The 17,424-nt window shown below is 69.7% G+C and carries 19 protein-coding genes; 9 read left to right on the plus strand and 10 right to left on the minus strand.

From position 1 onward, the window contains the following. Window positions 1-83 precede the first annotated feature (83 nt). The gene (locus KYK13_RS14950) at window positions 84-707 is read right to left on the minus strand and encodes a TetR/AcrR family transcriptional regulator (RefSeq protein ID WP_223646627.1); all 624 of its coding nucleotides are present in this window, start codon (window positions 705-707) and stop codon (window positions 84-86) included. 105 nt (window positions 708-812) lie between these two features. Between KYK13_RS14950 and KYK13_RS14955 the strand changes: the two genes are divergently transcribed. Continuing rightward, entirely contained in the window at window positions 813-1,799 is a 987-nt protein-coding gene (locus KYK13_RS14955; RefSeq protein ID WP_223645112.1) for an NAD-dependent epimerase/dehydratase family protein, read from the plus strand. A 13-nt stretch (window positions 1,800-1,812) separates the two neighbouring features. On the opposite strand, the gene KYK13_RS14960 is transcribed toward KYK13_RS14955, so the two are convergent. The 4 genes from KYK13_RS14960 to KYK13_RS14975 form a co-directional block, all read right to left on the minus strand. After that, window positions 1,813-3,702 carry a chloride channel protein gene (locus KYK13_RS14960; RefSeq protein ID WP_223645113.1) on the minus strand — a complete coding sequence of 630 codons (1,890 nt, stop codon included), beginning with the start codon at window positions 3,700-3,702 and terminating at the stop codon, window positions 1,813-1,815. Beyond that, a complete protein-coding gene (locus KYK13_RS14965) occupies window positions 3,689-4,180 on the minus strand; it encodes a MarR family winged helix-turn-helix transcriptional regulator (protein ID WP_223645114.1) in 492 nt (163 codons plus the stop codon). The genes KYK13_RS14960 and KYK13_RS14965 overlap by 14 nt, the downstream gene beginning before the upstream one ends. A 259-nt stretch (window positions 4,181-4,439) precedes the next feature. Further along, the gene (locus KYK13_RS14970) at window positions 4,440-4,760 is read right to left on the minus strand and encodes a hypothetical protein (RefSeq protein WP_223645115.1); all 321 of its coding nucleotides are present in this window, start codon (window positions 4,758-4,760) and stop codon (window positions 4,440-4,442) included. 65 nt (window positions 4,761-4,825) lie between these two features. Next, window positions 4,826-5,812: a LysR substrate-binding domain-containing protein gene (locus KYK13_RS14975; RefSeq protein ID WP_223645116.1), complete on the minus strand. Its 987-nt coding sequence runs from the start codon at window positions 5,810-5,812 to the stop codon at window positions 4,826-4,828. Window positions 5,813-5,935: 123 nt separating this feature from the next. Between KYK13_RS14975 and KYK13_RS14980 the strand changes: the two genes are divergently transcribed. After that, a complete protein-coding gene (locus tag KYK13_RS14980) occupies window positions 5,936-6,850 on the plus strand; it encodes a DMT family transporter (RefSeq protein ID WP_223645117.1) in 915 nt (304 codons plus the stop codon). 6 nt (window positions 6,851-6,856) lie between these two features. Here the strand turns inward: KYK13_RS14980 and KYK13_RS14985 are convergent, their stop codons facing one another. After that, a complete protein-coding gene (locus KYK13_RS14985) occupies window positions 6,857-7,666 on the minus strand; it encodes a class I SAM-dependent methyltransferase (protein ID WP_223645118.1) in 810 nt (269 codons plus the stop codon). Window positions 7,667-7,807: 141 nt separating this feature from the next. On the opposite strand from KYK13_RS14985, the gene KYK13_RS38865 reads away from it, so the two are divergent. Next, window positions 7,808-7,939 carry a hypothetical protein gene (locus KYK13_RS38865; RefSeq protein ID WP_255654238.1) on the plus strand — a complete coding sequence of 44 codons (132 nt, stop codon included), beginning with the start codon at window positions 7,808-7,810 and terminating at the stop codon, window positions 7,937-7,939. 210 nt (window positions 7,940-8,149) lie between these two features. Then, window positions 8,150-9,007: a caspase family protein gene (locus tag KYK13_RS14990; RefSeq protein WP_223645119.1), complete on the plus strand. Its 858-nt coding sequence runs from the start codon at window positions 8,150-8,152 to the stop codon at window positions 9,005-9,007. A gap of 21 nt (window positions 9,008-9,028) precedes the next feature. On the opposite strand, the gene KYK13_RS14995 is transcribed toward KYK13_RS14990, so the two are convergent. The 4 genes from KYK13_RS14995 to KYK13_RS15010 form a co-directional block, all read right to left on the minus strand. Next, entirely contained in the window at window positions 9,029-9,385 is a 357-nt protein-coding gene (locus KYK13_RS14995) for a GFA family protein (RefSeq protein ID WP_223645120.1), read from the minus strand. Between the two features lie 68 nt (window positions 9,386-9,453). Further along, window positions 9,454-9,828 carry a VOC family protein gene (locus KYK13_RS15000; RefSeq protein WP_223645121.1) on the minus strand — a complete coding sequence of 125 codons (375 nt, stop codon included), beginning with the start codon at window positions 9,826-9,828 and terminating at the stop codon, window positions 9,454-9,456. A gap of 45 nt (window positions 9,829-9,873) precedes the next feature. Beyond that, window positions 9,874-10,572, minus strand: a complete 699-nt coding sequence (locus tag KYK13_RS15005) for a YafY family protein (RefSeq protein ID WP_223645122.1) — start codon at window positions 10,570-10,572, stop codon at window positions 9,874-9,876. A gap of 65 nt (window positions 10,573-10,637) precedes the next feature. After that, the gene (locus KYK13_RS15010) at window positions 10,638-12,320 is read right to left on the minus strand and encodes an invertase recombinase-like protein (RefSeq protein WP_223645123.1); all 1,683 of its coding nucleotides are present in this window, start codon (window positions 12,318-12,320) and stop codon (window positions 10,638-10,640) included. A 726-nt stretch (window positions 12,321-13,046) separates the two neighbouring features. On the opposite strand from KYK13_RS15010, the gene KYK13_RS15015 reads away from it, so the two are divergent. From KYK13_RS15015 to KYK13_RS15035, 5 genes are all read left to right on the plus strand, one after another. Continuing rightward, window positions 13,047-13,421, plus strand: a complete 375-nt coding sequence (locus tag KYK13_RS15015) for a hypothetical protein (RefSeq protein ID WP_223645124.1) — start codon at window positions 13,047-13,049, stop codon at window positions 13,419-13,421. 24 nt (window positions 13,422-13,445) lie between these two features. Continuing rightward, window positions 13,446-15,023 (plus strand): phage tail sheath subtilisin-like domain-containing protein, encoded by a 1,578-nt coding sequence (locus tag KYK13_RS15020; protein WP_223645125.1) that lies wholly within the window; start codon window positions 13,446-13,448, stop codon window positions 15,021-15,023. A 15-nt stretch (window positions 15,024-15,038) separates the two neighbouring features. Continuing rightward, a complete protein-coding gene (locus tag KYK13_RS15025; protein WP_223645126.1) occupies window positions 15,039-15,539 on the plus strand; it encodes a phage tail protein in 501 nt (166 codons plus the stop codon). Between the two features lie 220 nt (window positions 15,540-15,759). Continuing rightward, on the plus strand, window positions 15,760-16,413 hold the full coding sequence (locus tag KYK13_RS15030) for a hypothetical protein (protein ID WP_223645127.1): 654 nt from the start codon (window positions 15,760-15,762) through the stop codon (window positions 16,411-16,413). A gap of 17 nt (window positions 16,414-16,430) precedes the next feature. Next, a complete protein-coding gene (locus tag KYK13_RS15035; protein ID WP_223645128.1) occupies window positions 16,431-16,580 on the plus strand; it encodes a hypothetical protein in 150 nt (49 codons plus the stop codon). Window positions 16,581-17,424: the final 844 nt, after the last annotated feature.

Here is a 17,424-nt window from a genome sequence, read left to right on the forward strand (position 1 = left end):
ACGGGCACGGCGCGCTTTATCGGGAAGGGGGAGAATGTCTGGTCCAACGTGCAGGCCCGCGCTCGGCCTGTTCTGCCTGGGCGTTACCGGGAGCGCCGCGCGGGCTTCGGAGCGTGCACCAGCGTGGCGACGAGCGTCCTCGCCAGGGCCTCCGCCGGCGCGCCCTGGAACCCGGAGCAGGTGAGCTTGAGGCTGAGGATGCCGTGCAGCCCCGCCCAGAAGACCTCCGCCAGCTGCTCGGAGTCAGTGGCCTCCGGGGCCCGTCCGGCGGCCTTCAGGTCATCGAAGGCCCGCACCAGGAGCGCGAACGCCCGCGGGCCCTCGCCCCCCTGCTTGTCCTGGAAGAGGTCCGCGGACAGCCTGGGGTCCTCCATGAAGATGAGCCGGTAGGTCTCCGGGTGCTTCAGGCCAAAGGACAGGTACGCCTGGGCCAGGCGCGACAGCCGCTCCACGGGCTCCTCCACGGCGGCCGCCGGCTCCAGCACCGAGAGCAGCTCCTGGAAGCCGCGCACGCACAGCTCCCGCGCGATGGCGTCGCGGTTCTCGAAGTGCAGGTAGAGCGTCGCGGGCGCGTACTCCACCGCGTCCGCCAGCTTGCGCATGGAGAGGGCGCTGAACCCCTCCTTGATCACCATGTCGCGCGCCACCTTGAGGATGTGCTCCCGCAGCTCCGCGCGCTGACGCTCCTTGCGCTCCGTGATGCCCATGTCACGAGCGTAGGCCTTGACGGAACGAACGGCCAGCAATAAATGAACACCGTTCACAGAACGCCGTTCATAAAATGTCCGGCCGTTCACTTCCAGGAGAGCGACATGGAGACGGTGGCATTGTTCGGCGCCTCGGGCGTCATCGGGCAGTCTGTGGCGCGGACGCTCCAGGCGCAGGGCCGGCCGTACCGGGTGGTGGGGCGCTCGGCGGGAAGCCTGCGCAAGGAGTTCGGCGCGGATCCGCGGGCGGAGGTGGTGACGTGGAACCCGGAGGACCCGGCGTCCATCCGGGCCGCGGCGCGGGGCGTGCGGACGCTCATCTACATGGTGGGCGTGAACTATTGGCAGTTCCACCTGCACCCGGAGCTGATGCGCCGCACGCTGGACGCAGCCATCGCGGAGGGCGTGGAGCGGGTGGTGCTCATCGGCACGGTGTATCCGTATGGCCTGCCGCGCACCGCGACGGTGACGGAGTCCCATCCCCGCGAGCCGAACTCCTACAAGGGCCGCATGCGCAAGGCGCAGGAGGACCTGCTGCTGGACGCGGACGCGGCGGGCCGCATCCGGGGCACCATCCTCCGGCTGCCGGACTTCTACGGGCCGGGCGTGGAGCGCAGCTTCCTGTACCGCGCCTTCGTCGCCGCGTCCCAGGGCAAGCGCGCGCCGCTCATCGGGCCGTTGGACACGCCGCACGAGTTCGTCTTCGTGGATGACGTGGGCCCCGTCGTCACCGCGTTGATGGACGAGCCGCGCGCGTACGGCCGCTTCTGGAACCTGGCGGGCGCGGGCGTCACCACGCAGCGCCAGATGGTGAAGGAGATGTACGCGCAGGCCGGCCACAAGCCAAAGACGATGGCGATGGGCAAGGGCATGGTGCGGCTGGCGGGCTTGTTCGACCCGTTCATGCGCGAGCTCGTGGAGATGTACTACCTGCTCACGAACCCGGTGCTGCTGGACGACTCCGCGCTGCGCGGCCTGCTGGGCACGGTGCACAAGACGCCGTACCCGGAAGGCATCCGCCAGACGCTCGCGGCCTTGCACCGCGAGCAGGAGGCGAAGGCGCGTTCGGCCCAGGTCCCTGCCGCGACCTGAGCCGAGGCCTGGCTCAGGCGGGCCGGGGCGCCGAGGGACGCGCGGGGCCCAGGCCGCGCTCGCGCTTGCGCTCGTTCACCAGGCGCTGGCGGTGGCCGCCGAGCAGATCGCTGCGGGTGAGGATTCCGACGACGTGCTCCGGCCGGGCGCGCGAGACGACGGGCAGGCGGCCCACTCCCTCGTCCATCATCAGGTCCGCCGCCTCGCGCAGGGAGCTGTCATCGAAGACGACCGCGGGCGGGCGCTTCACCACGTCCCGCAGCCGCCTGCTGCCGCTCGCCTGGCCATCCATCAGGTCCCTGCGGGTGACGACGCCCACCAGCCGGCCCTCCTGGGTCACGACGGGGAAGCCCTGATGGCGGGAGCCCGCGGCGTCAGACGCGAGCCACGTGCGCACCTCTTCCAGGAGCGACTCCGCCTGCAGCGTCACCACGGTCTTGAGGCCATGGTCGCGCACGAGCGCCGTGCTCAGCGCGTCCGCGCCCAGCTCCGTCGGGATGCGGGCGCCGCGGCGGGCCAGCTTCTCCGTCATGATGGAGTGACGCATGAGCAGCGCGGACACCAGGTAGGACGCCGCGCAGCCGGCGAGCAGCGGCAGCAGGCCCAGCGGCTGCCGCGTCGTTTCAAAGGCGAACACCACCGACGCGAGCAGCGCGCGTGAAGACCCCGCGAAGAGCGCGGCCATGCCCACCAGCGCCGCGACGCGCACGTCCACGCCCAGGGAGGGGACCAGCTGCGTGGCCAGGAGCCCCAGGCCGGAGCCCAGGCCGCCGCCCAGCGTGAAGAGGGGCGCCAGCGTTCCGCCCGACGTCCCGCTGCCCAGCGCCACGGACCAGGAGATGAACTTGAGCGCGCAGAAGAGGATCATCGCCGTCCCCACGAAGCGGCCGGACAGGATGTCCTCGATGTTGGTGTAGCCCACGCCCAGCGTTCGCGGGGAGAAGTAGCCCACCACGCCCACGACGATGGCGCCCAGCGCCGGCCACCACATCCAGTGCAGGGGCAGCTTCTCGAACATGTCCTCCAGCCAGTACACCGCGCGCGTGCACGCCACGGAGGCAACGCCGATGACGAGCCCCAGCACGCCGTAGAACGCGAGCGCCGAGCCTGAAGGCGTGGTCAGGTCCGGGATGGCGAACGCGGGCGCGCCGCCCACGAACGCGATGCGCACGCCGGTGGCGGTGGCGGTGGCCAGGGCCACGGGGATGACGGAGCGGGGCTTGAACTCGAAGAGCAGGAGCTCCACGGCGAGCAGCACCGCGGACACCGGCGCGCCGAACGTGGCGGCCATGCCCGCGGCGGCGCCCGCGGCGAGCAGCGCCTTGCGCTCATCGGCGGTGACGTGGAGTCCCTGTCCCATCAGTGACCCCAGCGCGCCGCCCGTGGCGATGATGGGGCCCTCCGCGCCGAAGGGACCGCCGGTGCCGATGGCGATGGCCGCCGACAGCGGCTTGAGCAGCGTCATCCGGGGCGGGATGCGGCTCTGGTTGAAGAGGACCTGCTCCATGGCCTCCGGGATGCCGTGGCCCCGGATGGCCCGCGAGCCATAGCGCGCCATCAGGCCCACGATGAGGGCGCCCACCACGGGCACGACCACCACCCAGACGCCCAACGTGTTGTCCCCGGGCGACACCGGCTGCACGGACAACCGGCCGTAGAACGCCAGGTGGGTGACGAAGTGGATGAGGGCGCCCAGCCCCTGCGCCACCAGGCCCGCGACGGCCGCGAGCACCACGGCCAGGCCGCTGATGAACACGGTGCGGGAGTCCACCGCCACGGAGGTGGTGGGGGTGCGCAGGCTGGCGAGCGCGGGCCCCATCGATGGGGCGACGGGAAGGCTGGACCGCGCGGTCGCTCCCTCGCCCAGCCCCTCTTCGATGCGCTCCACGTCAGGTTTCTTCATCGGAGTGCTCCTCGGCCTTGCGGCGCCGCGAAGGGCGCGAGCCTTCGTCTTCGAAAAAGAGGGGAGCCACGTCCCCGTCGAGTCCCAGGGCGCGCACCCATGCGTCCAACCCCTGGACCAGACCGGCACGCACGCCGGGCTCCAGCCCGCGCAGCGCGGAGATGAGGCGCGCCTGGGCCATGGGGGGCGCCTTGCGAATCAGCGCCCGGCCCTTTGGCTCCAACGCCACCTCCACGCGGCGGGCGTCCTCGTCCGAGCGGCGCCGGCTCACCAGCCCCTGCTCGATGAGCTTCGTGACGACGACGGACACGCTGCTCTGGTGCGTGAGCGTGCGCTCCGCGAGCGCGTTGATGGAGCACGGCCCGGCCTCCGCCAGCTCCTGGAGGATGAACAGCTGGGCGCCGCTGATGCCGACCAGCCGTTCTGAGGCGCGCGTGGAGACCCTCAGCAGGCGTACCAGCCGACGCAATCCATCCATGGCCGAGCGCACCTCGCCGGAGACCTCCGGTGGCGGCGTCCGATTTGTATGGGAGCCCATATATCTGCCCGCAACCTACGGGGCAGGGGGCGCGGGCACAAGCGAAAGCGCTGGGGACGCCTGGCTGCCTGGGAGCGACCGGGGCGGCGGGGGCTCGAGCGGCTCAGTGCACGGAGTGGGGCGCACTCTCCGTTGGAGCGCGGGTGCGGCGTGCGACCGCGAGGCCCGGCCATGGAGCCAGGGCCTCGCGGACCGGCGCTCAGGTGCCGGCGGTGAGGGACTGCTCGGCGGTGGGATGCTCTTCGCTGCACACCTGCGAGGCTTCTTCGGCCTGGCGGGCCTCCGCGTCGGTCACGGAGGCCGTGGGCTCGGAGACGACGCCCCAGGCGCCGCCGCAGGAGGTGTAGCTGGTGTACTCACCACACGTCGTTTCGATCTTGAGCCCGATGTAGCACACGGCGTCGCAATCAGCGGTGCGACAGCCGGAGAAGCTGCACTGGGGCGGCAGGGCAAGGGCCGCCGTGGGGGCCAGCGACACCACAGCGGAGACAGTCAACAGGGTCTTCACCAGCGTGCGCATGCGTGCTCCTCGTGAGAGAACGGCGCGGCCACCGTGAGCCTCTTCCCCAGACAAGTCAATGCATGTCATTGGGAGTGTTTGTCGTCCCCCCGTGCTGAAGGCTGTGATTGGGGAACTTTCCGGCGTGGCGGTGCAACGCCTTGCGTCGCGGGGGGGATCGGCACGGCCGCGGTATCGCGCTGCGCCAGCAGCCAATCCACGAAGAGGCGCGCGGCCGGGCGCAGGCGCTTGTGCGAGGGATACACCACGAAGTAGCTGGCGCGGGTGGGCACGATGGGCCCTGGCAGCCGGATGAGGCGGTTGTCCGCGAAGTAGGGCGCGGAAATCTTCTCGCGCGCCAGCGCCGCGCCCAGCCCCTGCACCGCGGCCATCAGCGCGCCGGTCGTGTCGCTGAAGCTATAGCGCTCCTCGAACCGGGGTCCGCGCACGCCCGCCGAGCGGAACCAGTCCTGCCAGCCCTGGCGCGAAAGGTCCGCGATGAGCGGCAACGTCGCCACGTCCGTTGCCTCGCGCACGCGCTCCAGGCCCGCCAGCCGCGGTGACGCCACGGGGAACAGCGCGTCGTCCATGAGCGGCTGCGCCGTGAGGCCCGGCCAGGGGCCCTGCCCGTAGCGGATGCCCATGTCCGGCCCGCCCTCGTCGAAGCGGGTGAGCGCCATCTCCGTGTCCACGTGGATCCGGATTCCCGGATGCCGCGAGGTGAAGCCCGGCATGCGCGGCAGCAGCCACGCATACGTCAGTGAGTGCACGGTGGTCACCCGCACCACGGTGTCCTCGTCCCGCGAGTGCTTCAGCCCGCCAATCACGTGGTCCATGTCCGACAGCGCGGTGCTGGCGGCGTCCGCCAACTGGCGCCCCTCGGCCGTCAGCGCCACGCCCCGGGCATGCCGCTGGAACAGCGCGACCCCCAGCCGGTCCTCCAGCTTGCGCACGTGGTGGCTGACGGCGCTCGCGGTCAGGTGCAGCTCCTCCGCCGCGCGGGCGAAGTTCTGATGGCGGGCGGCGGACTCGAAGGCCGCGAGGGCGGGGAGCAGGTCGGTGCGGAGGGGCATGGGGGACGAGCCTCAAATCTGGCTCATGTCTGACACGGAAAGGATGCGCTTGTGAAGAAAGGGTGCCGGCGTGAAGAAGGCGCCGGACAGAAGCCAGATTCCTTCCTCGCACGAGGTGCCGCCATGAGCGCATCCGGTCTCACCCATCCCCAGGCTGTGACTCCTCCCTTCACCCGGGCGTGGCTCACGCCCCTGGAACTGGGCGGGCTGGCCGCCATCTGGGGCGGGTCCTTCCTGTTCTTGCGCATCGCGGCGCCGGCCTTCGGCCCCATTCCCCTGGTGGCGCTCCGCCTGGCGCTGGGCTCGGTGGTGCTGATGCCGTTCCTCTGGCGCGCGCGCGCGGCCCTCCGTCCGTCGCTGTGGCCCCGGCTGGCGTTGGTGGGCGTCATCAACGCGGCGGTGCCCTTCTCGCTGTTCGCCTGGGCCGCGCGGCAAGCCCCCGCGGGAATTGGGGCCATCACCAACAGCATGGCGGTGCTCTTCACCTCGCTGGTGGCATTCGTCTTCTACGGCGAGCGCATCGGGGCCCGGCGCGCGGTGGCGCTGCTCGCGGGCTTCGCCGGGGTGGTGGTGCTGGCCAGTGGCAAGGCCGCGGGCGCGAGCGTCGCCTGGGCAGCGGCCGCGGGGACCACGGGGGCGTTTCTTTACGGCATCGGCGCGAACCTGGTGCGCCGCCACTTCACCGGACTGCCAGCCGCCGCGGTCGCCGCCGCCACGCTGGCCTGCGGCGCGGTGCTGATGCTGCCCTTCGCGGTGGCCACGTGGCCCACGGAGTCCATCGGCATGCGCCCCTGGCTGGCGGCGGTGGCCCTGGGCATCCTCTGCACCGGCATCGGGTATGCGGTGTTCTACCGGCTCATCCAGCGCATCGGCGCGCCGCGCGCCGCCGTCGTCACCTACCTGGTGCCGCTGTTCGCGCTGACCTGGGCCTGGCTCCTCCTGGGCGAGCCGCTGACGCCCACCATGCTGGTGGCGGGCTCGCTCATCCTGGGGAGCGTGGCGCTGGGGAAGCCGCCCGTGGCGCCGAAGTCGACATGAGGCGTGTCAGGTCCGCTCGAACTTCCAGATGCGATAGCCGTCCCGGACCGCGGGCATGAAGCGCCGGAGGATGAACGCCGGGACGCGCTTGCCCGCGAGCTCCTGTGCGCGCACGGGCACGGACGTGGAGGAAGCGACCGCATGGCCCGTCTCCAGGAAGAGGGCCTCCGGCGCGTCCGTCATGTCCTGGAAGGACGCGCCCATGCTGGCGAGCACCGCGTGCACGTCGCGGCTGTACTCACGCTGGAAGGAGGCTCGCATCAGGTCGCAGTACACGACGTGGTGGGGGAACACCTGCTGGAGCACCGCGAGCATGTCCCGCCGCTGCGCATCCGACAGGTACATGAGCACGCCCTCGATGATGACGTGCGTGCGCCGGGAGTCCTGGTAGGGCGCGAGCTTCGCGGCGAGCGACTCCGCGGCGAAGTCGATGGGGAGCCGCTCGAGCGGGTTCTTCGCCTCCGTCACCGGAAGCTTCGCGTCCTTGAGCGTGAGGATGGCGGGCTCGTCCACCTCCAGCCACAGGCCGCCGCGAAGCCGGTAGGCCCGCGTGTCGAAGCCCGCGCCCAGCACCACCACGCGCGCGTCGGGGGCGCGGTCCAATTCCTCCTGCACCAAGGCGTCGATGATCTGATGCCGCGCGGCGTTGCTCTCGTTGGCGCGGTCGAAGTACTGGAAGCGGGCCCAGACCTGCCGCGCCTCATCATCCATGAAGCGTGAGGCGAAGCTGTCACCGCACAGCGGCCGCGGCTTGCGCGCGTCCGCCGCCCGGCAGGCGAGGGTGTAGTACGCGGTCTTCGAAATGGCATTGGCCATGGGGGCTCCTTGAAACCTGCGCGCAGCTTGCATGAGATTGGCGCTTTCTCGAAAGGATGGCCGGATGCGATTCGTGATGGCGCTGGGCGTGGTCGCGTTGGGCGCGGGCTGATCCGCCAGCTGGGAGCCCGGCTGGTTGAGATGTCCGCGCTCCAGGTCCCCATCAACCGCGATCCCGCCATCCTGTTGCTGAAGCAGCTCTCCGGCGAGTCCTATGAAACCGCCGACGAGTGGCGCGCATGGCTCGCGCGTCAGCCGAAGACGGTGGGGTAGGGGAACGAAGGGTGGACGCGCCAGGAGGCTGTACCTCCGCCGGATTTGAACCGTTGAGGTCCTGAAGCAAGAGGCCCCTTCCCGGCATGAGCAGGGAGGGGGCCTCGGTCTTCCGGTCGTGGAAGGGCCGGAAGCACGCGTCGCGCTCCGCCTCCCTCCTGCCGTCGCTGGCGCCCGTCTCCACCGTGCGCGAAGGAGGCGCAGACGGTCATGCCACAGGGGTATTCCATCAACATCGGTTTGAACGCAGTGGATCCGCATCACTACGCGGGCTGGGATGGGCAGCTGACGGCGTGTGAAGCGGACGCCAAGGACATGATCAGCATCGCGAAGGCACAGGAATTCAGCCGCGTGCGGCCCTTCCTGACGAAGGAGGCCACGCGCGACAGGGTGCTTGCGGAACTGGGCGAGGCAGCGACGGTGCTTCAGCCCGGGGACCTGCTGCTGCTCACCTACTCAGGGCACGGCGGCCAGCTCCCCGACATGAACGGGGACGAGGACGACGGGCTGGATGAGACGTGGTGCCTGTATGACGGAGAGCTCGTCGACGACGAAATCTACCAGGCGATGACGAAGCTCAAGGCCGGGGTGCGTGTCTTCATGCTCTCCGACAGCTGCCACAGCGGCACGGTGAGCCGGGTGGCCTATGTGGCCCTCCGCTCCAGCGGCAGCCTGCAATTGCTGGCGGATTCGGTGCGGAGCACGGAGCCGACGGAGCGGCGCTTCAAGGAGATGCCGCTGGGCATCGAGCAGCGCACGTACCGCGACAACAAGGCGATGTACGACGCCATCCTGGAGGGCCTGCCCAAGGAAGACCCCAAGCTGACGCTCAAGGCCACGGTCCTGCTCATCTCCGGTTGCCAGGACAACCAGCTCTCCAGCGACGGCGTCTACAACGGCCTCTTCACATCCAACCTGCTGCGCGTCTGGAACGGAGGGAAGTTCAAGGCGAGCTACCCGACCTTCCACCGCCGCATCCTTCGCGCATGCCGCCCATCCAGTCCCCGGCGTACTCCGTCATCGGAGTCCCCAGCCGCGAGTTCGAGCGGCAGGTCCCGTTCCACGTGAGCTGAGACAGAGGAGCGAGCGTCAATCGAGGTACTGCTTGGTGTCGGCGCCGTCGCGGTGCCGCACGCGGACTCGCGAGAGCAGCTCCGGGGGCATGAGCCGCGCATTGATGCCCATCCGGTCCCGGGAAGGGTCGAGCGAAGCCCAGTGCGAGACGCAGCCACAGTGCGCGCAGCGGTGGAAGGCGACGTTCTCCTCTCCCCACTTATACGTGTCCTGGACCGTGCCCTCCACGCGAACGCGGACCTGCCGAGGCGAGTAGTACGCCCACAGCACGCCGTAGCGCCGGCAGAGGGAGCAATTGCAGTCGGTGACGGCGGCCGGCTCGGACTCGACCTCGAGCGAGACACGGCCGCAATGGCATGTGGCAAGAATCATCGGGGCTCCGCGAAGAAACGGACCGGGAGCCTAGCGGAGACAGAAGCCGCTGAGGGCCGCGCGAAGCGTCAGCGCGGATTGACGGCGAGGACGAACGGACGGAGCCGATGTCCGTCCGGGTCTTCGACGACGAAGGTGAAGCCGAAGTCCATGTCGGTGGGCTCCTGCAGCACCTTGAGTCCCAGCTTCTTCCAGTCCTCGTAGGTCTGGAGCACGGCGTCCCGGCTCTGCTCGGTGAACGCGAGCTCCAGCCCGCCCGGAGCCTTGGGGCGGGGCTCCATCTCGCTGGCCAGCCAGAGGCCGACCTTGAGACCTGTCGGCAGGACGTAGAGGACGAAGGTCTCGGAGTTCTCGACCGGCTCCCGGCCCAGCAGCCGGGTGTACAGCTTCTCGCTCTCGCGCGGGGAGCGGACGGGCAACAGCAGGTAGTTCAGGGTTCGCATGAACAGCTCCTTTCGGGGTCGGAGCAGTCATGCGCGCGCACGGTGTCAGTTTCTGGCAGCAGTCAGCGGGGGCTGCCTGGCTCGCCACTCCTTGACCAGGTCCGCGCGGCGGCGCGGATAGCGCGTCCCGGTGGCTTCCACCGCGAGGATGCGGTCGATCCGGAAGGCGCGGTAGTCCCGCCGCAGCTCACACCACGCCGCGACCACCATGACCCGCTCGAAGAAGCCGATGAGCAGCGGCCAGATGGTGCGCCGGGTGTCGCTACCCCCACCGTCGCGGTAGGTGATGGAGACCGTGTGCTCCTTCCGGATGGCGGCACGGATGACGGACACATCGATGCGGACCGGCTCCGCCGGCGTGATGACAGGCACCGTCAGCGTCGCCACATCGACGCTCTCCCGCAGCTCCGCCGGCAGCACGGCGCGGATCTTCGCCACCGCGTTGTCCGCGGCGGCCCCAAGCCGGGAGTCGCCTCGGGCCGCGACCCATCGCGAGCCGAGCACCAGGGCTTCCAGCTCGTCCACCGAGAAGTTCAGCGGCGGCAGCGTGAAACCGGGGCGCAGGACGTAGCCCACGCCTGCTTCGCCCCGGATGTCCGCCCCTTGCTCCTGCAGGGTCGCGATGTCGCGGTAGAGCGTGCGCAGGGAGATGCCCAGCTCCCGCGCCAGGTCCGTGCCGGACACGGGGGCACGGTGCCTTCGCAGTGCTTGCATGAGCTCAAGGAGCCGGGCGGCGCGAGCCATGGAAGGTCCCCGGGGCGCGATGCCGCTGAGTGCGGCATCGCGTCCGTGACAGCGGACGTCAGCCGCTAGTCCTTCGTGCAGACGATGTCATCGACCTGGAGGTGGTCGCGGTCGGCGACGCTGCGGCTCGGATAGAAGAACAGGCGCCAGTCGCGCACGTTGCCGGTGAAGCGGAAGAACACCGGCTGCCACTCGTCGCTGTCGACGGCGAGGAAGTCCGTCTGCGGGCTCCAGCCGCCGCTTGAATAGCTGCGGTGGCGGATGGTGCCGTGGCCGCGCACCCGGTACGAGCAGGAGTAATTGCCCACCGGCACGTTGAACTTCTCGGTCGTGAAGCGCTCCGCCGTCTGGATGGGGACCACGAACTGCAGCGCCGCCGAGCCGCCATGCACCGCGCTCGTGTAGCGCACGAGGCGCGAGGGCTTGATCTCCGAACCCGGATCCGTGATGCCGTTGTCGAGCCCGTACCAGTAATCCGGGACGTAGTTGTTCCCGTAGTAGGGGATGGCGCGGGTGCTCCAGTTCTCGAAGCCGCCGTTGCGGATGATGTTCGCGGAGTGCTCCGCCGGGACGCAGCGGTGGGTGGCCGTGTCGCAGGCGGGCAGGGCGCCGCGGCAGTCATACGTCGTGAAGCACGACCCCTCGGCCAGCTCGCACGTGCCCGTGGTGGGATTGCAGGCCATCGCCGGGTTGGTGCAGGTCACGCCGGCGCAGGGATCGCCCGCGACGCAGAGGTGCGTGGACGTGTCGCAGACAGGCGTCTGCGGCGTCCGGGCGCAATCCGCGTGACGGGCGCAGCGGTCTTCCGCGGTCACGCAGGTGTGGGTCGCGTCGCAGGTCTGCCACGCGCTGCAGTTCCTGGAGTCGGCGCAGCGGCCGGAGAGCGGCTGGCAGCTCACGGTGGCATTGTCGCAACGCGCCCACTCCTCGCAGGTGACCGAATCACACGGCTCGGGGGCCCGCGTGCAGCGGACGTTGTCGATGATCAGGTGGTCGCCGCTGGTGTTGCGGACACTGAAGATGAGCTCGAAGGTGTCGAAGATGGAGGTGGCCAGGTTGAAGGTGTAGGCCATCTGCTTCCACGTCTGGGTGTCGACGGAGGTGTAGGCCGAGTAGGAGGAGTAGTCCGTGCCGAAGTAGGCGTTGCGGATCTCACCCGTGCCACGCACCTGGTAGGTGCAGGAGTAGCGGCCCGCGGGCATGGACTTCGCCGCGGTGCTGAAGCGCCGGTGGGCGGTCAGGGTGTTGACCAGCCGCGCCGCGTTCACGCCCTCGAAGGCCTGCGTCGTGACCTTCCGCACGTCTTCGATGTTCGACGTGCTCCCGAACCACTGCGCCGGCAGCGCACCGGACCAGTCCTCGAAGCCCCCGTTGTCGATGACGTTCCCCGCGCCGGGCTCAGTGCCCGCGTCGGACGTCCCGGAGCCTGCGTCCGTGGGCTCGGTGCCCGCGTCGGACGTCCCGGAGCCTGCGTCCGTGGGCTCGGTGCCCGCGTCCGGCGTTTCCGTGCCCGAGTCAGGAGTCTCCGTGCCGGAATCCGGCGTCTCGGTGCCCGCGTCCAGCGTCTCGGAGCCGGCATCCTCCTCCGGCTCGGTGCCCGAGTCCGGCACGGGCTCGCCCGAGTCAGGCGTCTCGACGCCTGCGTCCGGCCGGGTCTGCCCGGCATCGGGCGTCTCCGCAGGATTTGAATCGCCGCACGCGACGGCCAACACCAGCAACGACGTCAGACACACTCGAAACAGCTTCAACACGAGCCTCCGGTTTCAGGACAGGATCTTTCGTACCACACTGTACCGGAGAGCCATCACCCGCAGGGGCCGTCGGCGCGTTCCTACCCAGGGGAATGGCCGGAAAACCCTTGAGGCAGGTATCCGCGGGGCCTCATCGGCTCCCAGCCCGTGCCCGCCGCTTCGCGCGAGGGCGGATGGGCGGGGGCAAGAAGGCGAGGGCTCATCAAATGCTCACGGCCGGGTGCCCGTGGCTGGCTGGCGCGCTCGCAGGGGCGCTCGATAAGTCTGTTGAAATCAGCTCGCGCCTCCTCTGGGTTTAATAAATATGTGATTGTTTTTGATGTCTTGAGGTCGCACCGGAAGTCCGTGAGGGCGGTTCAGGCAGGGCCTCCGCAGTCACCGTGCTTCAAAGGTTTCAACGCGCGTCAAGAACCTGCCAGGAATGCCTTTGGCGAAGAGCGGCCACAACCCTGCGGGACCGCTGAACAAACCGCCCTTGAACCTTGGTACATGTCGTCATTTTTTGACGCACTGTGAGTGTGTTCTTTTGTGTCGCGTCAACGCATACGTGGTTTCCGCAGGCGTCACATGTGTGGGCGGGTGATGCCAAAAATATTTGTATAAATGACTGGACAAAACAGTCGCTGTTTTGTTTTTGATTGAGCCATCGGGTTGGGGGGCCACATGCGAGCGCCAGGGGGGCGGCTCCGTCGTGATTCCCCCCTCGCAAAGAGGAGAGCGGCCATGGCGGACGCGGTGTTCTCATCGAAGGTGACCTACACACCCAGCGGAGGCGGTTCGCTGACCCAAGGGTTCAATGTGGCTTTTCCATACACCGCCTCCTCCTCGGGAACCGTGGATGTCGCCGCCGGCGCCTCGGCCGCCGTGGACATCCTGTTCGGCTCGGTGAACGAGGTCCTGGGATTCATCCTCCAGAACAACACCGACAAGGACATCGCCATCAAGGTCGGCGCCAACGACCTCTACAACCTCGCGGCGGGTGGCGTCCTGATGCACTGGTCGCCGGTGAAGTCGACGAAGTCCCTCACCGGCGTGAAGGCGACGCCTGCCAGCCCCATCAATCCCGGGACGATTGAGTACGTCGTCCTCGGGAACTGACCGTCTGCCTCAACGAGGATCACCATGCCTGCACGTCTGCACCCAGGTGTTTACGTTGAAGAGGTTTCCAGCGGCGCACGGGCGATCGAGGCGGCGGGAACCTCGACGGCCATCTTCGTCGGTGACACCGAGCGCGGTCCTCTCACGCCGACCCGCATCAAGGGCGTCGCGGACTTCGAGCGGCAGTTCGGCGGCTTCAAGCGCCACGCGGGTGCCGCGCCCGCGGCGAGTTCCGTCGTCCTGCGGTACGCGGTGGACGCCTTCTTCCGCAATGGCGGCACGTCGGCGTACGTCCTGCGGGCCCTCACCAACACCACCGCCACCCCGGCCAAGACGGGCGCGCGGGCCAGCCTCGGCGTCGTGGCCTCCTCGCCCGGCGCGTGGTCTGACAACCTGGGCGTGGTCCTCGGAGACTCGAGCGACGGTGACGCCACCCGCTTCCGTCTCTTCGTGGTCTACACGTTCCCGGGCACCTCCGACGGCGTCATCGTCGAGCGGTGGGACCGGCTCTCCGCCAACCCGTCGGATGAGAACTACGCGAAGGACGTCCTCCTGCGCAGTTCCTACCTCCGCTGGCAGGACGGCCCCGTCGTGAAGCCGGCCGGTCCCGCGGATGTCGCGGGCGCGAACCCGCTGGACACCGCCATCGTCGCTTCCGCCGCCACCCACCGGATGACGGGCGGCACCCAGGGCAACGTAGACTTTCCGAACGGAAACCTCCCCGGGCTGCTCTCCGCGCTCGATGAGATCACGGACGCGAGCCTGCTCGTCGTCCCCGCCCAGCTTGGCGAGGCGGACAACGACGTGGTGACGCGCACCCAGGCCGCGCTCGACTACGCGACGGGCCGCCCGCGGCAGGACCTGTTCTGCATCGCGGACATGCCCCGGTCGGCCAACAAGTCGACGACGGAGGCGGCGTCCGCCACGGTGGCCTACATCCGCAACGCGGTGCTCACCACGACGAACTTCGGCGGTGTGTACTTCCCCTGGATTGAAATCAGCGATCCGGCGGGCGTGGGAAGGGATCCGACGCTCGTCATCGGGCCGAGCAGCTTCGTCGCCGGCATCTACGCCCGCATCGACCAGAAGCGCGGCGTGTGGAAGGCTCCCGCGGGCCTGGAGGCGACGGTGCTCAACTCCCGGCGCCTGGACTACAACCTGCTCGACGCCCACCAGGACGACCTCAACCCGCTGGGCATCAACGGGCTGCGCGCCCAGCCTGGCGGCGGGAACGTCGTGTGGGGGGCGCGCACGATGCAGCCGGGCTCGGAGTGGCGGTACGTGCCCGTCCGGCGCACGGCCATCTTCCTGCGGACCAGCATCTACAACGGCATCCAGTGGGCGGTGTTCGAGCCCAACGATGAGCCGCTCTGGGCGCAGCTGCGGCTGACCATTGGCGGGTTCATGGAGCAGCTCTTCCGCCAGGGCGCGTTCGCGGGCCGCACCACCCGCGAGGCGTTCTTCGTCAAATGCGACGCGGAGACGACCCCGGAAGCGGATCAGATCGCGGGCATCGTCAACGTGTCCGTCGGGTTCGCGCCGTTGCGACCCGCCGAGTTCGTCGTCGTCCGGCTCAGCCAGATCGTCAATCAGAAGGCGTAGCGAGGGCACACGGCCATGGCACTCTTTTCCGTCAACAGCCACCGGAACGACCCGTACAAGAACTTCAAGTTCCGCGTCCTCATCGATGGGCGCCCCGTCGCCGGGCTCTCGAAGATGAGCGCGCTCAAGAAGTCGACCGAAGCCGTCGAATGGCGCGAGGCCGGCGACCCGTCCATCGTCCGGAAGATGCCGGGGCGCACGAAGTTCGAGCCCATCACCCTGGAAGCCGGGTTGACCCACGACACCACGTTCGAGGAGTGGGCCAACCTGGTGAACAACCTGGATGGCGCCGCGGCCATGTCGCTCGCGAAGTACCGCAAGGACATCGCCATCGAGGTGCTCAACCTCCAGAGCACCCCGGTCCTCCGGTTCAAGGTCCGCCGCGCGTGGGTGAGTGAATACCAGGCCACGCCGGAGATGGATGCGAACGCCAACGCGGTCGCCATCACCATGGTGAAGATCGAGCACGAAGGCTTCCAGCGCGACACCACGCTGACCGAGCCCGCCGAGACCTGATTCCTCCTCCACCGGCCCACGGAGCTGAGAGATGGCCACAGAGCGGATCGAAAACCCGTTCGCCAGGCGACGGGCTCAGACAGGTATTGCCTCGCGGGAGGCGGCTGGGGCTCGTGATGCCCGGCCCACGCCTCCGCCCGAGTCCGACTCGCGGCCGACGACGCCCGCGGTGGCGGCCCGTGCCGAGCGGAAGCCGCGCACCGACGCGTCGCTTCGGGCCATGACCGGCTACGAGGAGGAGGCGGTCGAGGCCCACCAGCGGGACCCGAACACCGCCGCGCTCTGCAATGAGATCGTGGCGCGGTGCTCGGTGGCGCCCGGCGCGGACTTCGAGGCCGCGTACGACCGCGTCCGGGAGCTGTCGACCGTCGAGCGCGATGCCGCTCTCGTGCGGATCCGCCAGCTCTCCCTGGGCGACGTGGTCCACCTGCAGGTGTCCTGCCCCACGTGCGGCCAGAAGAGCGAGGTCGACTTCAAGCTGAGCCAGTTGCCTCTGCCGGAGGCGCCTGTGCCTGGAGAGGTCGAGGTCGAGCTGCCCGGCCATGTCCTGCCGGCGGAGGCCCCGGTCCGCACGGCGCTCGCGCGGACTCCGACCGCGGGAGATCAGGAGGACCTGCTGTCCGCGGGGCTGGAGTCGGAGTCTGCGCGCCGCACCTTCCTGCTGGCCCGGGTGCTGATGCGTTACGGCGGAGAAGAGGGGCCCTTTGACGAGGCGTTCGTGCGCGCGTTGCCCATCGCCGCGCGCGCCGCGATTGAACGGGCCATCGAGTCGGCGCTCCCGGACCTCGATCTCGGCATGGCGGTGCGGTGTTCGACCTGTAGTGCCGAGTTCGAGAGTCCGTTCGACGTTGCGGCTTTTTTTTTGCCGAGATGAGCGGGAGGGGGCGACGGATGCTGCATGACATCCACAGGCTGGCCGCGCGCTACCACTGGAGCGAGGACGAGATCCTCCGCCTGAAGCTCTCCCGGCGCGCCGCCTACCTCGCCCTCATCGAGGCCGAGGACGACCAGGGCCTGTTCGAAGCACTCGGGGAGGGGTGAGGCTCGATGGCGGACCTGTCGCGGATCGTCCAGGGCCCCTTGCGCAGCGCCGGAGAGGGCGCCGCGGGTGAGGCCGCGCAGCGTGCCGCGCCGGTGAGCGTGCGCGCCACCGAGCCCGAGCGCGCGACGCCCGCCGTGGAGGCCCCGGCCGGGCTGCTCGTTCCCGCGCGGATGGCGGCCACCGTCCCTCAGGCGGAACAAGCGCCGGAGCGTCCCCACGTGGACGTGGGAGCCGTGCCGGAAACTCCGGCCCCCGTTCGTCCCACCGCGGCCGAGCCGGCCCGAGCCGCCACTCCCGTTGCCCCGGCGCCCGTGCCCGCGGCGACACCGCTCCCCGCTCCGGCCGCGAAGGCTCCGGGCTCCGTCGTTCCTCCGGGCCTCACCGTGGCCGCCCCAGCTCCCGTTCCACCCGCGAGGCCGATGATCGCGGAACGTCCTCGCATGCCGGCCATGGCCGCACCGCTCGTGGTGCGAGAGCGCGTGGTCGAACGGCGCACCGAGCGTGTGGTGGACCGCGTCGTCGAACAACGGGTCGTCGTCACGACGGCTGTTCCTCGTGAGCCCCTGGCCCCCATGCCGGAGCGCCCGGCCGTGGACGCTCCGCGCTGGGCGACGGCGCCGCTCACGCCGCCGGCACCGCTCGCGCCCCAGAGCGCGCCTCCATCCTCCACGGGCAATGCGGAGCGGACCGCGCGGCCACCGCTGGTCGCGGCCCCACCTCCCGAAGCTCCCCTGGCACCGCGTCCTCCGCGCCCCTCGGCCGCTTCCGAGGACAGGGCTCCTCGTGCCGCTGCGCCTGTGCCCTCGCGGACGGTTCCCGCTGTCGTGCAGCCCCCCAGCATGC

This window comes from Corallococcus sp. EGB (assembly GCF_019968905.1).
GTDB lineage: Bacteria > Myxococcota > Myxococcia > Myxococcales > Myxococcaceae > Corallococcus.